This is a genomic window from Shewanella decolorationis S12 (assembly GCF_000485795.1).
GTDB classification, from domain to species: Bacteria; Pseudomonadota; Gammaproteobacteria; order Enterobacterales; family Shewanellaceae; genus Shewanella; species Shewanella decolorationis.
Window position 1 is genome coordinate 25504 of sequence record NZ_AXZL01000054.1, and the last position, 14865, is coordinate 40368.

General features: G+C 49.3%; 15 protein-coding genes. 3 read left to right on the forward strand and 12 right to left on the reverse strand.

Annotation, left to right across the window (positions count from 1 at the left end):
* Window positions 1-48: 48 nt before the first annotated feature.
* From SHD_RS05705 to gspC, 12 genes are all read right to left on the reverse strand, one after another.
* Entirely contained in the window at window positions 49-810 is a 762-nt protein-coding gene (locus SHD_RS05705) for a type II secretion system protein N (protein WP_023266224.1), read from the reverse strand.
* 14 nt (window positions 811-824) lie between these two features.
* A complete protein-coding gene (locus SHD_RS05710; RefSeq protein WP_011715431.1) occupies window positions 825-1301 on the reverse strand; it encodes a type II secretion system protein M in 477 nt (158 codons plus the stop codon).
* Between the two features lies 1 nt (window position 1302).
* Window positions 1303-2490 carry a type II secretion system protein GspL gene (gspL, locus tag SHD_RS05715; protein WP_023266225.1) on the reverse strand — a complete coding sequence of 396 codons (1188 nt, stop codon included), beginning with the start codon at window positions 2488-2490 and terminating at the stop codon, window positions 1303-1305.
* Between the two features lie 48 nt (window positions 2491-2538).
* Complete coding sequence (gene gspK / locus SHD_RS05720) at window positions 2539-3537, reverse strand: type II secretion system minor pseudopilin GspK (protein WP_023266226.1); 999 nt, start codon at window positions 3535-3537, stop codon at window positions 2539-2541.
* Entirely contained in the window at window positions 3534-4301 is a 768-nt protein-coding gene (gene gspJ, locus SHD_RS05725) for a type II secretion system minor pseudopilin GspJ (RefSeq protein WP_023266227.1), read from the reverse strand. The genes gspK and gspJ overlap by 4 nt, the downstream gene beginning before the upstream one ends.
* Window positions 4282-4650, reverse strand: a complete 369-nt coding sequence (gene gspI / locus SHD_RS05730) for a type II secretion system minor pseudopilin GspI (RefSeq protein ID WP_011715428.1) — start codon at window positions 4648-4650, stop codon at window positions 4282-4284. The genes gspJ and gspI overlap by 20 nt, the downstream gene beginning before the upstream one ends.
* Window positions 4637-5209, reverse strand: coding sequence for a type II secretion system minor pseudopilin GspH (gspH, locus tag SHD_RS05735; RefSeq protein ID WP_023266228.1), 573 nt, complete (start codon window positions 5207-5209; stop codon window positions 4637-4639). The genes gspI and gspH overlap by 14 nt, the downstream gene beginning before the upstream one ends.
* Before the next feature lies 1 nt (window position 5210).
* Complete coding sequence (gene gspG, locus SHD_RS05740; RefSeq protein WP_011715426.1) at window positions 5211-5645, reverse strand: type II secretion system major pseudopilin GspG; 435 nt, start codon at window positions 5643-5645, stop codon at window positions 5211-5213.
* 74 nt (window positions 5646-5719) lie between these two features.
* Window positions 5720-6943, reverse strand: coding sequence for a type II secretion system inner membrane protein GspF (gene gspF / locus SHD_RS05745; protein WP_023266229.1), 1224 nt, complete (start codon window positions 6941-6943; stop codon window positions 5720-5722).
* Between the two features lie 3 nt (window positions 6944-6946).
* Window positions 6947-8512, reverse strand: coding sequence for a type II secretion system ATPase GspE (gspE, locus tag SHD_RS05750; protein ID WP_023266230.1), 1566 nt, complete (start codon window positions 8510-8512; stop codon window positions 6947-6949).
* Entirely contained in the window at window positions 8509-10623 is a 2115-nt protein-coding gene (gene gspD, locus SHD_RS05755; RefSeq protein WP_023266231.1) for a type II secretion system secretin GspD, read from the reverse strand. Before gspD ends, gspE begins: the two co-directional genes overlap by 4 nt.
* A gap of 24 nt (window positions 10624-10647) precedes the next feature.
* Window positions 10648-11574 carry a type II secretion system protein GspC gene (gene gspC / locus SHD_RS05760; RefSeq protein WP_023266232.1) on the reverse strand — a complete coding sequence of 309 codons (927 nt, stop codon included), beginning with the start codon at window positions 11572-11574 and terminating at the stop codon, window positions 10648-10650.
* Between the two features lie 251 nt (window positions 11575-11825).
* On the opposite strand from gspC, the gene hslR reads away from it, so the two are divergent.
* From hslR to SHD_RS05775, 3 genes are all read left to right on the forward strand, one after another.
* Window positions 11826-12224 (forward strand): ribosome-associated heat shock protein Hsp15, encoded by a 399-nt coding sequence (gene hslR, locus SHD_RS05765; protein WP_023266233.1) that lies wholly within the window; start codon window positions 11826-11828, stop codon window positions 12222-12224.
* A gap of 36 nt (window positions 12225-12260) precedes the next feature.
* Window positions 12261-13121 (forward strand): Hsp33 family molecular chaperone HslO, encoded by an 861-nt coding sequence (gene hslO, locus SHD_RS05770; protein WP_023266234.1) that lies wholly within the window; start codon window positions 12261-12263, stop codon window positions 13119-13121.
* A gap of 200 nt (window positions 13122-13321) precedes the next feature.
* Window positions 13322-14863 carry a phosphoenolpyruvate carboxykinase gene (locus SHD_RS05775; protein WP_023266235.1) on the forward strand — a complete coding sequence of 514 codons (1542 nt, stop codon included), beginning with the start codon at window positions 13322-13324 and terminating at the stop codon, window positions 14861-14863.
* Window positions 14864-14865 lie beyond the last annotated feature (2 nt).

The window sequence follows — 14865 nt, forward strand, 5'->3', positions numbered from 1 at the left end:
AAGGCACCTAAGGTGCCTCTATCGAATCATGCACAAACTTACTGAAGATTAAAGCCCAGGAATACGGCCTTGATAAACCACAGGGAAGTAACCATCGCTGCCACGCTTGCCGAGCATCCCGAGGGATTTACGCATATCTTCTGGCTGTTCGTTGGTTTCTTTAATCTTAGCGGCAACCTTAACCATATTGCCTTCATCTAGCTGTAGCGTGCCGATAATCCCCAACTGGTTTTTGCTCTCATCGGTGGCGAGCTGCGCTTTACCCTCAACACAACTCAACCCCAACTCGATATTACCCAGTGGATAATTGCCGAATTGGTTCTTCACATTGGTTTGATTTAAAAACAACTTGCCCGATAACTGCTCGCACCAAGGTTTACCTTGCTCTAGAGTTTCCACCAGTAGGCTGACTTCACCATTAATTTCGGTTCTAAAGGGCAGTTTTGCATTGCCAATCAAGAAACTATCGGGCGCTTCAAAGCGTAATCCTTGGGCGCTGACACCACCCATCGACCAAGTGATTAACCCTTTGGCACTCACTGGGGTTGCACGGCTACCTACTTGAAAATCCAGCTTCACTTTGCCTAAAAACAAGGCCCAAGGGCTCAGCTCCCAGCGTACTTGTTCCAATTGGCGTTGCTGAATATTTAAAGTTTCGATGCTGCCAGACCAAATACTGCCGCTCACCCCAGAAATCCCTACGTTTGCAGGCAGTGGTGCGAGGCGCACAGCGACACTGGCGGGAAATAACGCCAGCAAAAACACTAAATAAACCAGTACACCTATAATGATTTTTTTTATCAAACTCACAGCTACACCTTAACCTATTGCGCTAGTTGGATACGTCTTACTTTGACATAGCCAGGCGCGTCGGCCTCTGCCAAATCAACACTCTCAAGTGATAGGCCTTTTTTCTGCACTAAGTCACTCAAATAATTGAGTAAGGCATCGAATGGCACATCATCCATCCACACTTGGATTTTATCGCCCTGGGGCTGCATGCGAGTGATCACTAATCCGTAAGTGCCCGCCGTTTGGTTAACGACCGAGCTTAAGCTGCCTGACATTGTCGGCTTAGCGCCGCTTTGCTTTAAGCCAGCGATTTTATTCGCCGTTTGCTTTACATAGGTCAGGGTCTGCTGCTGCGCCGTTAGGTTGCGCAGTGCATTGGCTTCGGCATTGGCAATGGGTGTCCAGATGCCCCAGTAAAACACGCCGATCACTAAGAAAACGGCGCCGAATCCGACGATTTGCTGCTCGCGCGATGCAAGCCCTTGCCACCAAGTCCGCAAATTATCCATCTTATTTGCTCCTCAAGGTTAAGGTACTGGTGACCTGATCTTCACCGCTGTTCATCGTACCGCCATCCATTTGGAAACGACGGCCGACAATCTCTTTAAACTTCTCAATTTGCGCGTAATTCTTGGCCGTGACTTGCATACGGATTTCATTACGGGCGCTCTCAAATCTTAGGGTGTTTGGTTTCAGCTCGGGCACTTGTTTAAAGGCATCCTGTAAACCATCGAGCATCGCAAAAAACTCAGCACCACTACCTTGCCCTTGGAGTGCGCGCAGTTGGCTTTCCATCTGCGAACGTAAATTCACGATGCGTGAATTCCCCGGCACCACTTGTTGGTAAATGGCTTCACTCTGCGCCTTCAAATCGGCAATCTGACCATTCACCTGATGAATAGTTAAGCCCTTATTCACTAAGGACAAGACAATGGCAACACCTAACACGATTGCGGCATTTTTCCATTGCAACAGATGCTTACTGTATTCACGCTTCGGCGTATACACACCCGTGAGTAAGTTGATGGGCGCATGTAAGATGCCACGCGCCAGTACCAACATAGGTAAATCGAGCGGTTGTGGCTTAAGCTCAACGCCGTCCAGTTCCATCTCAGTGTAACTGGCAACCGACACTTCGTCGGCCTGCGCCGTCAGTTGCTGCATCGCTACTGGCAGCCAAGGTAAAGGCAGACTGTGGCCGGTTCCTAATCCTGTACGCAGTAATAACTCGTTACCAAAACGCATGGCCGCCCATTGGCATTCCTGCAATGGCAAGGCGAGGCAATCGGGCACGATACGCTTCACTTTTAAACCCGCTTCGGCCAAACAGCTGAGCCAAGTTTGCATTTGTTCATGGGCAACGGCCACCACACTGAGGGCATCGCCATTGCGTGGGCCAACGGTAAAGTGCATCGCATCCACATCATCGGCGATGGTTTCTTCCAGCATAAAAGGCAGGGCTTTTAAGGCTTGGCGTTGACCTTTTTCGGGCAGATTCACGCTGGTGAGCGTCATGGCGGAGGCTGGCACCAATACATCGATAGGCCGATTTCCCGCGCGCTCGGTTAAGGTTGATAAACCTTGGGCGTTGGCAAGTTCACCAGAGGCGATAATTTCTTGTTCTTGTTCGGACCAAACCAGCCAAGAGCATGCCTGCTCTGCGGTTCTGCCTAAGCGAATAAATAGCCGTTCACTCACAGTTTTTCTCCACCAGCTTCCATCTTAAAAGATTGAGCTTGTTTGCTATTATTTTTGTCCACCAAACTGACGGGTGAGCACATCCATTTTGTTACCGCTGCCCTTTTTGAGCACGCTCTCCATCCTAAAAATGGCGTTGTCGACCTTAGCGCCCGAGGCGAGGAGGAAGTACTGACTGTCCACCACAAAACTGGACTTCATCGCATCTTCCCACTTAATCGACCCCATTGAGGAGGATTCATAAAAATCATCGATCTTGGCAAAACCATCGCCGGGGCGTTGGTTGATAATGCTTTCGGCCTCACCAACCGATATCTGATTATCCAGCATGGCCGCCAGCAGCGCCGCTTGCTCGACCTCTATGGTGTTCACGTTTAACAGTTGTCTGTCATTCCCTGGAATGACGCAAATATAAGGCAATAATTTCAGATAAATATCTTGGGTGTAACCTATCACCGCTCGCAGCTCACTCCTGTGATTCATCAGGGTATTCGCGGCGCGATATGGCACATTTCGCGCCTCGTACTCGGCGTCTTCAGCGCCATATGGGCTAGCGACTGTGTCCTCGTCGATATAATCCTTTAGGGTTTGAGTTAAATGATCTGCGGTAAAATCATCCATCCCTAAACTCACTAATAACGCTTTGTATTGCTTTGCCGCCAACGGCAATTTAGGTTGACCATTTTCCACATCTTTTGTGGTGACGGACAAAGCATTTAAGTTAAAACACGAACGCATATCGGTGATCTTACCTGCAATCTCACCATATTCCGCCGGAAACACCACGTCGCTCATGGCCCAATATTGTTGTTTGTGTACCCGGCCTTCCGAATCGTCCAAGTCTTGCTTGAGGATCTTCTTCGCCAGCTCTTCGGCAGAAATCGCATACCAATAGGCCTGATCGTACTGGGCTAAGTTTAAGGTGCGGCGCATCGACAACTGATTTCGGCTGGTAATATTGGTGGCGATAATCACCACCATGGCCACGATCAGCAACACCACAATCAGCGCGACGCCACGTTGTTTAGCAGGATTTCGCCTTATCATGCGCCATCCTCATTTTCAGGGTCACCTTTGCCGGGGTCTTCTTCCCCGTTGCCCGAGCCATCGCCATTACTGTCTTGGTCGCCGTTGTCGTCTTTATTGTCATCGGCGTTGTCGTCTTTGTTGTCCTCATCATTGGATTTCTCTGGCGCCGCCGCGCCCAAGGGCAACATAAACTTACGCTGAATTTTGCCTAAGCCTTCAATCTCAATTTCCATTGCGATGGCTTTGGGTAACTTGGTCGCCTCGACCTTGCGTTCCCATTTGTCCTCCATAAAGAAGGAATACTCCACCGAGAGCACCTTATCAATAATCACTGTCTTCATTGGCTCGGCGCCAAATTCTGGCTCGGGATACGGAAAGTACCAACGCTCTAATTTTCCTTCTCGTACCACGTAAGCAACCGACTGAATGCTGCCACGGGGCAATAAGCCGTCGGGGTTAAGCCAGCCTAAGCGGTAGAACACTAGGGCCTCTGACTCCGAATCTAAAATATCGTTACCCGTTTGGAACACTGTGGTACCACGGCCGCCTTCGAGTAATCTGGGGGTACGCGCCACCATCTGCCCAAGGTCGCGTTCAATGGCGCCAAAGCCCTGCTGCAGTGCCTTTAAACGCACCGAGAAGTTACGGGTCACTTCATCGTTGGTCAACACAGTACTCAGCACCGCATTGGCGGCTAAACCTAACATGGCAAAAATCGCAATCGCGATCAGCATTTCCAGGAGGGTAAATCCCTTATGAGCCTTAGTTTGTTTTAAGGACATAACTGCTCACTTGTGCTGCAATACGCTGATAACGCTCATCTTCACTGACACTAATGCGGATCATACGAAAGTTATCGTCGGTGGTTTTCACCACTTCCTTTCGCCAGTACCAATCCTTACCCGCGAGTTCTACTTGCCCTTCTTTTTTGCCTAATTCGGGAAATTGCGGATCAAGTCTGGCATCCACCATTTGGTTATCAGCCACCCATTGGGCAAGGGTGCGCGACTCCAGAATCGGCATGTTCGCCATCTGCTCACCCAAGCTTTTGGTTATAGAGACGGCGGCAATGGCAAATACCGCCAAGGCCACAATGACTTCGAGTAGGGTCATCCCCTTAGCGTATTTCATCAGGTCGCCCTAGGGTTAAACGGCCAAGGGCATCGCCTACGACTAACACATCGAGTGGCCCTTTGTCGGTCTTAGTCATAAAGCTCAGCTCGAAAGCGCTCATTTCACCGCTCGGCAATAGCAAAATCTGCGGCTCTGGATGCTTTTTCTTATCTTCCGCAGAAGGCTCGATTAAGGGCTCGTCGAACCACGACTCGTCCTTCTCATCCTCCTGCACTAAGGGTAAACCGTCGAGCACTAGGTTCAACACGACGCCGGGCTCCATTTGTTTTTCAGACAGAATTCTGTCCTTCTCCAATGGATGCCATTTACCATCTTTATAATAAACAAACTGATAGCCGGTTTTTTCCACCACGATACCGATAAATTGACCGCTTAATACGGTTTCATCCAGCACTAATTCTGTGGCGGCGATAAATTGCTGCGCGTTTTTTTCCAGTGCCTGTTGTGGACCTGAATTGCCAATAGACATAGTCACCGCCGCGGCGGTGAGTCCCATTAACAAAATCACCAGCATCACCTCCATCAAGGTGAAGCCGGCGTGGCGCAGCGTTAACATCTTATTGGAAGTTCTGTAAGTTCCAGTTACCGATATCATCCTCGGTACCTGGTTGACCATCTGGGCCTGCACTAAAGATATCTAACTTGCTGTTTTCGCCAGGGCTTAACAGTAAGTAGTTATTACGCCATGGATCCTGTGGTAAACGCTTCACATAGCCTTCTTCACGGTAGTTACGTGGCTCGGGTGAAATCGTTGGTTTTTGCACTAAGGCTTCTAAACCTTGTTCGGTCGTTGGATAAACACCGTTATCTAACTTGTACATATCTAAGGCGTTTTCGAGCGCTACTATGTCAGATACCGCTTTCTGTTGGTCGGCTTTATCTTTGTTACCCATCAGGTTTGGCACCACCATAGACGCCAAAATACCGAGGATAACGATTACCACCATCACTTCGAGTAAGGTAAAACCCTTGTGTTTTTTGTTCATTTGCATCGACTACATCTCCTAAAAAACCTGTGCCATTCTCAGTTTGATAACTGCAAGGCAATAATCCATAAATTTAAAAACTAGCCACTAATCAAATTGTTCAGTGCCAAGATTGGCTGCAGAATAGCCATCACGATAAAAAGAACAACCCCCGCCATACTTACCACTAACATGGGTTCGAAAATCCCGAGGGCAAGTGTAACATTACTCTCGAACTCCCTATCCTGGTTATCCGCAGCACGCTCGAGCATGTCTTCGAGCTGACCACTCTTCTCCCCCGAGGCGATCATATATAACATCATCGCTGGGAATAGCTTAGTATTAGTCAACGCTGTACTTAGGCTAGTTCCTTCCCGTACGCGCGCCGTTGCATCATCTACCGCAGCCCGTACCCGCACATTTTGCAACACTTCACTTGCAATGCGCATCCCATCTAACAAAGGCACCGAACTGGCAGATAAAATACTTAAGGTACGGGCAAAACGTGCGGTATTGAGTCCTTTACTCACTCGACCAATCACCGGCATTTTCAGCAAAAACGTATGGTATTTCATCTTGAAAATCGGTGACTTGAGTAGACGCTGGAAAACTACCAGCAGAATACCGATCGCCAAGATAACAAGCAGGCCATAGTGTTGGACAAAGTCCGAGGCGGCAATTAAGAAGCGGGTCGTCGCGGGTAACTCAGCGCCCATATGCTCAAATTGGCCAACCACTTTTGGCACCACGGCAGCCAATAACACTGATACCACCCCAATGGCCACTATCGTTAGCATAATGGGATAAATCATCGCCTGTTGCAGTTTCGACTTAAGCTGCTGACGACGTTCGGTGTAGTCGGCTAAGCGGTTTAGTACTACTTCCAAGTGACCCGATTTTTCACCCGAAGCCACCATAGCGCGGTACAAGTCATCGAAAATATGCGGAAATTCGGCAAGAGAGTCGGCCAGACTATAGCCTTCCACCACGCGGGAGCGCACTGCCATGATCATGCTGGCGAGACGCGCCTTCTCACATTGCTGGCCCACAGCCTTGAGACATTCCTCAATCGGTAAACCCGCCGCGACCAGTGTGGCGATTTGACGGGTGATCAGCGCTAATTCCGCCACCGAAATCCCGCGTTTAAAGGGCGAGAATCCCGCACCTTTCGCCTTAGCCTCCTTTTCGGTGACCGGCAGAATGTCCAGCGGCATCAAGCGTTGGTCACGCAGCTGACTACGGGCATGTCTGGCGGTATCCGCCTCAATCACCCCTTTAAGCTGTTTTCCCTTGGCGTCCAGCGCCTTATATTCAAATGCTGGCATAGCTTACTCCTCGCGGGTCACCCTTAGGACTTCTTCCAGAGTGGTGATACCTGAGAGCACCTTGCTCATGCCATCGTGGCGGATGCTTGGCACCGACTGGCGGATATATTTCTCAATCGCCAGTTCGCCACGTCCACCATGAATAAGCTCGCGCACATTATCATCGACCAGCAACAACTCATGGATACCCGTACGACCACGGTAGCCGCTGTTACCGCAGGCCTTACAGCCATTGGCGCGGTAAATATGGCGCTGATCATCTGCAGTAATACCAAGCAGCTCGCGCTCACGCTCATCGGGCACATGCTCTGTTTTACATTTTGGACAAAGTGTACGGATTAAGCGCTGGGCTAATACCCCGAGCAAACTCGATGAGACTAAGAAAGGCTCTACGCCCATGTCCTGCAAACGGGTAATCGCGCCCGAGGCCGTGTTGGTATGCAGGGTGGAAATCACTAAGTGACCGGTCAAAGATGCCTGTACCGCAATTTGGGCGGTTTCTAGGTCACGGATTTCCCCGATCATCACTACATCCGGGTCTTGACGCAGAATCGCCCGAAGACCACGGGCAAAGGTCATGTCCGCCTTAGTGTTCACTTGGGTTTGACCAATGCCTTCTAACTCATATTCGATGGGGTCTTCAACGGTTAAGATATTGGTATCTTTAGAGTTAATTTCTGTAAGACCCGCGTACAGCGTGGTACTCTTACCCGAACCTGTAGGGCCTGTCACCAGAATAATGCCGTGTGGACGACGGATAAGCTCATCGAACTGGGCACGGATACTGTCGGTCATCCCCAGTTGTTTTAAGTCCAAATTGCCAGCATTTTTATCTAACAGACGCAGCACCACACGCTCGCCATGGCTTGATGGCATGGTCGATACCCGCACGTCCACCGCACGACCCGCAATCCGCAGCGAAATACGGCCGTCTTGTGGTACACGTTTCTCGGCGATATCGAGACGCGCCATGACCTTAATCCGCGACACCAACAAGGATGACAGCTTACGGTTCGGCTTAAGCACTTCCTTCAACACACCGTCGATACGGAAACGCACGACCAACTGCTTCTCGTAGGTTTCGATATGGATATCCGAGGCTTCTTCTTTAATCGCTTCAGATAACAAGGCGTTAATCAGCTTGATAATAGGCGCATCGTCATCGCCTTCCAGTAGATCTTCGGTTTGCGGCAGTTCTTCGGCGAGGGTGAATAAATCCATCTCGTTGCCAATGTCTTCCATCAGCTGCTGCGCTTCGGAGGAGTTGGCTTGATAGGCCTGAGTTAATTTCGCCTCAAACTTGCCCGGTTCGAGCAATACCAACGGCAAATCCGCGCCCGAGTAGCGGCGCGCTTCGAGCATGGCCGCTAATGGGGTTTGGGCGGTATAAAACAGGTTCAAGGCGCCATCATCGCCATAGGCTAAAATCACTTCATGGCGGTGGGCAAAGGCAAAGGGTAAACGCTCTTTGCTGCTAGAGCGAAATACCTCATCACCTTCGGCTTCAAGACCTAGTTCGTTAGAAACTAGGCTTAAATCCTCGACTTGGGTTACTTGTATTTCACTCATTGTGTTTTGTCTTTGTTCTTGTTTTCATCCAGCGACTTGAGGGTCGAGTCCGTTTTACGCATCTGAGTTTCTAGACCTTTACCTTCTTTGTAACGATCCAAAATATCGTTTACTTCCGGTGGCACGTACTCAGACTGATTCCATTCTTCCAAGATTGGCACTTGAGTATTCGGCATTAAGTTCACGCCACGCTCTTGCTGCTCAAGTTGTAATGCTCTGAAATAATTGTATTTACGGCCTGCAATACCTTCCATAGTCACACCATCACGGATAATGGTGGGCTTGATAAAGATCATCAGGTTCTTTTTGGTCTTCTTACTAGAAGACGACTTGAATAGATGGCCAAGTACCGGAATATCACCGAGGAATGGCACTTTCTGCACGCTTTCTTGGACTTCTTCGTTAATCAAACCACCGAGCACCACGATTTGTCCTGAGTCGGCCATTACAGTGGTGGTTAAACGGCGAGTCGCGAAGGAGATATCTACACCCGTGTTACCGTTTACGCCCGAGACTTCTTGCTCAATCGCAAGCTTAACCGCGTTGCCTTCGTTGATCTGAGGCACCACTTTTAACTTCACCCCAACCTCTTTCCGTTCAACGGTTTGGAATGGGTTACTGTTGTTTGAGCTGGCGGTAGAACCCGTCAGAATCGGCACTTCGTCACCGACGATAAACGAGGCTTCTTGGTTATCCAACGTCGTAATCGAAGGTGTTGCCAGTACGTTTGAGTTGGTATCGGCCGACACAGCTTGAACTAGGGCGCCAAAGTCGCCCATGGCCACGCCCCACGCCATACCATTCACTTTACCTAAGGCTTGGGCGAGTAAAGTAACATCGCCTTTAGTATCTGGGTTTTTACCGATCACTTCCCCCGTACTAGGGTTGGTAATATAAGTCCCTTCTTTATCTTGTGCCTGCCAAATACCAGCGCCAATTTCACCAATCGTTGGGCCTAAGTTATTAAACTGAGTTCCACCGCCCGCTTTAGCGGCCCATTGCACGCCAAAGCCGACGTTATCGCCTTCAGCGACTTCCACGATAATGGCTTCTACTAATACTTGGGCGCGGCGAATATCGAGTTGGTTGATCACGCTTTCAATAGTGCGCATTTGGTCTGGCTCAGCACTGATCACTAAGGCGTTGGTATCAGTGTGGGCCATAATGTTGATTTCATTACGGCGTTTGCCACTACCTCCGGCTTGAGCACTCGGATCTTTTTCGCCCTCAAGCTTTTGCGCAAATCCGGTCAGTACTTCAACTAAGTCTTCGGCCTTGGCGTAGCGTAAATAACGTACCTTAGTATTGCCCGTGCTGGCTTGCTCCGCATCGAGGCGGTGGATAAGCTCAACCACGCGTTGGCGGCTCTTTTCATCACCACTGACCACCACGGCGTTAATACGCTCGTCGGCAACCACCTTGGGCGCTTGCCCAGGGAGCTGTGCTTGGTTAGCGGTCGCGCGGTAAAGGGTATCGATAATTCGCACCATTTCTCCCGCAGATGCGTATTCGAGTGGCACCACTTGTACCGAGGTATCGCCCTGCTTATCTACACGGCGAACAATTTCAACTAACTTGTTAACTACCGCGGCGCGGCCAGATAGCATCAACACGTTTGAAGGATCGTAGTTCACTACGTTACCGCCACCAGCGTTATCGTTTAGCTGACGTAATAACGGCGCTAATTGCTTGGCTTCGGTGTTATACAACGCCACGATGCGAGTGACCATTTCATCGCCTAAACCTGGGTCGTTGTCGTTGGCAACACGAATAGCCGCGGTTTTCGCGTCTTTGTCTTTGATAACCTTGATGACGTTGTTTTCCATCTCGACGATGGCATAACCGTATACTTGCAGCACGTTGAGGAAGAATTGGTAATACTGCTCATCGTTGAGCAGATCGTAACTGCGCACGTTGATCTTGCCGCGAATGGTCGGGTCAACAATGATGGTTTTATTCAGGTTTTTACCAACAATGTTGATAAATTCTTGGATATCAGTGCCTTTAAAGTTGGCCGCATATTGTTCAGACCAAACAAATTGCGAGGTCAGCATAGTGGCGCCAGCCACAACTCCAGCAATCAGTTTGCGTCGAATCCGTTTGTTATTCATTATTTTACTTTCCTCTAACGCGTGTTATTGCGGCAAACTAAACATGATTTCAACCAATTGTCCTTCCCGCTCAACCATAACAGAAACTTCAGTTAATTCAGGCAATTGACTCATCATTTCTAACGCCTGACTCATCACAGTCAGGTCGTAACCATTAATCGATTTAGCAAGGTCATTGGGTTTAAAGCCCGCTTGCTTAAAAAGGTTCACATCTTTACCTGGGTTTAGACGATAGCCCACTACGCTTTCGCCCTGTCTGACAGGAGAAATCGCGATGTAATCGGTAATTTTGCTGGGGTCGGCTAAGAGTTCGCTGCGGGATTCGGCCAGCTCTTGGGAGATTTCAGTATTTTTGCGTTGATCGACGCGGCTAACCACTTCGGCCTTTTCACTCTTAGCTTTTTGTAATTGCTGATTCGCAGGGCTTTGGCTGGTGTAAACCAGACCATCGAGCATCAGGGTCTCGTAACGGCCTGCGTTAGTGATGATAATCCGGTCGGCATAGACTTCTTTTAGCGACGCCGAAGTGCCTTTAATCTTATCGCCTAGGCTGTAGGTTTCTTGGCTGCCGCTGGACTCGATAATCGCGAGGCCTTTTTGATCAGCGGTCGAAGCCACTACACCCGTTAATTGAATAGATAATGATGTCTTAGGCGCATCGGTCACAGTCTCAACCACTTCCACTTTAGGTTTATCCGCTTTGGCATCGACTTTACCGAAAAGCGCAAGCTGCTGTAATCCAGCAAGATCGACTTGTCCGGCCCCCTTACCCGTCGTTGTGACAGCCGTAGGAGACCAAGCAGTTGGAGAAGATGAACTAGGTACAAGTTTCCATGTAATTTGCGCGGCTAAGAGTAAACTCAGAATAAAACCACACCAGAAAACAATCTGACTCAATGGCTTATGCGGAATACCTGCAGCTTTTGCGATAACTTTATCTAATAAATCCATATTTATGTGGACCCTCAATACAGGTCTCTGTTCTGATTATAAAAATTATTATGTTCGCCACATGCTAACCTAGGCCGCATTTGGCAACAACCCCATAACAGTATTGCAATTGGCGAAAATTGGCCATTTATGCTAACTTTGCCCGCCTAAAAAGGGTGTGAAGCGCACCACCCTTTAACATCATCGCAATGCGACTTAGGCAATTTATTACTCAGCATGTGAACTCATCGATCTTTTATCTTGGAGACACTATGACACAAAGTTCAAGCGACAGTGGCAGCGTTCGACTCGATAAGTGGTTATGGGCCGCACGTTTTTATAAAACTCGAGCCATTGCCAAAGAAATGATCAACGGCGGCAAAGTACATTACAACGGTGCGCGCACCAAATCTAGTAAGAATGCCGAGATAGGTGCCGTCCTTAAGATACGACAGGGATATGACGATAAAGAGATCGTTATAAAAAAATTATCTGAAGTGCGCCAAAGTGCATCAATTGCGCAGGAATTATACGAAGAAACCGCAGCCAGTGCGGCTAAACGGGCGGTAAACGCCGAAGCAAGACGATTGAATATTCTCAATAATCCTGCGCCCGAGCATAAACCGGATAAAAAGCAACGACGAGCGCTTATCCGTTTTAAAGAATACTAAGAATTACGTAAAAGTTACCTAACAGTGAGACACAAGATGACCCAAGATATTTTAAACCGTTACTTGTTCGACAATGCCGATGTGCGTGGTGAACTCGTACAATTACAAGACAGCTATCAACAGGTGATTGGCTCACACGCCTACCCACCCGTGCTGCAAATTCTGCTCGGTGAATTACTGGCGGCAACCTCTTTATTAACTGCCACCTTAAAATTCAGTGGCGATATCAGCGTGCAACTACAAGGTAACGGCCCAGTATCGCTGGCGGTAATCAATGGTAATAACCAACAGCAATTACGCGGTATTGCCCGCTGGGAAGGAGAGTTAGCTGACGATGCCAGCCTTGCCGATCTCTTTGGCCAAGGTTATATGGTTATCACCCTAACACCCGATGAAGGCGAGCGTTACCAAGGCGTGGTCGCCCTCGACAAGCCAACCTTAGCTGCCTGTGTTGAAGACTACTTTAACCAATCAGAGCAATTACCTACTGCACTGTGGTTATTTGCCGACGGTAAACAAGCAGCAGGCATGTTCTTGCAAATTTTACCTAGCCAAGAAGATCACAATGCCGACTTTGAGCATTTATGTCAGCTGACCGCGACCATCAAGGCGGAAGAGTTATTCACCTTAGATGCACAGGACGTATTGCACCGCTTATATCACCAAGAAGAAGTGCGTCTGTTCGATCCTATCGAAGTCAGCTTTAAATGCACTTGCTCACGTGAGCGCAGCGCAGCCGCGATCAAAACCATTGATCAAGCCGAAGTCGAAGCCATTCTGGCCGAAGACGGTAAGGTCGAAATGGGTTGTGAATACTGCAATGCCAAGTACGTATTCGATGGTATTGATATCGCATCAATTTATGCCAATGGCACAGCTTCAAATACCCAGCAGTAAGTCAAAATTGACTGTTAGAAGGGCACCTCTGGTGCCCTTTTTTGTACCGCCTCAATGATCCAGCTCACACTTTACCCACGGATAGGATACAATCGGCACACTTTGTCCCCTAGCACGCCTCGGGCGATAAATAAAAGCAAAATCGGCAGACGATCGATAAAAAAATAACCTTACAAATACAAGTCAATGGAGACCTCACTATGGCGGATGGATTAAACCGCGTTCATTACAACCCCTCAACAGCACAACTGGTCGAATTTGCCCTGCTACGCGGCGAAGGTGAATTAACCGCCAATGGTGCACTGGTTGCCAAAACCGGTACCCGTACAGGTCGCTCTCCTGGCGATCGTTTTATTGTTAAAGAACCCAGTTCTGCGGCTGACATCGAATGGGGACCCGTCAACCAAGCATTTGAACCCGGTGCTTTTGAAGGATTATGGGCGCGTGTAGAAGCATTCCTCGCCGATAAAGAGTTGTTTGTATCTGACCTCGAAGTCGGTGCAGACCCTGAACATTACCAGCCAGTGCGCGTGACGACTCAATACGCTTGGCACCAACTGTTCGCCCGCAACCTTTTTATCATCCCAGAAGAATTTAACCGTCAAGATAAGCCTGTATGGCAAATCATCAACGCGCCAGACTTCGTCTGTGTACCTGAGCGTGATGGCACCAATTCAGATGCGGCGGTGATCTTAAACTTTGCCGAGCGCAAAGTGTTGCTAGCGGGCCTGAAATACGCTGGCGAAATGAAGAAGTCGATGTTCTCTGTACAAAACTTCCTGCTGCCAGCCCAAGGCGTATTGCCAATGCACTGCTCGGCTAACGTAGGTAAAGACGGCGACACTACCCTATTCTTCGGTCTGTCAGGCACGGGTAAAACCACCCTGTCTGCGGATCCAAAACGCTTCCTGATCGGTGACGATGAGCACGGCTGGGCACCGGGCGGCGTATTCAACATCGAAGGCGGCTGCTACGCCAAGTGTATCGACCTGAGCCAAAAGAACGAGCCAGTGATTTGGGATGCGATTCGCTTCGGTACTGTGCTGGAAAACGTAGTAATGGACGAGCACCGCGTGCCTAACTACAAAGACAGCAGCCTGACAGAAAACACCCGTGCGGCTTACCCACTCGAGCATATCGCTCAGCGTAAAGAAGACAACCGTGGCGCCGAGCCGCACGCTGTTGTGTTCTTAACCTGCGACGTGTCTGGCGTGTTGCCACCGGTTTCTATCCTGAGCAAAGAGCAAGCGGCTTACCACTTCCTCTCGGGTTACACCGCTAAAGTCGGCTCGACTGAAATCGGTTCAACGTCTGCAATTCAGTCAACCTTCTCTACCTGCTTCGGCGCACCTTTCTTCCCACGTCCTGCGGGCGTGTATGCAGAGCTGTTGATGAAGCGTATCGAGTCATTCGGTAGCCAAGTGTACTTAGTGAACACTGGCTGGACTGGCGGCCCACACGGTATTGGTAAACGTTTCGACATCCCAACAACTCGCGCGATTGTCGATGCGATTGTTAGCGGTGAACTGAAAAACGTCGAAACCGTACACTTAGAGACGCTGAATCTTGCCGTGCCTGTGGCGGTACCGGGTGTAGACACTAACCTACTCAACCCAGTGAACACTTGGAGCGATAAGGCTCTGTATGCCGAATACGCTCAAAAACTGGCTGAAGCCTTCACTAAGAACTTCGCTAAGTACCAAGTGTCAGATGCTATCCGTAACGCTGGCCCAAAGGCATAAGT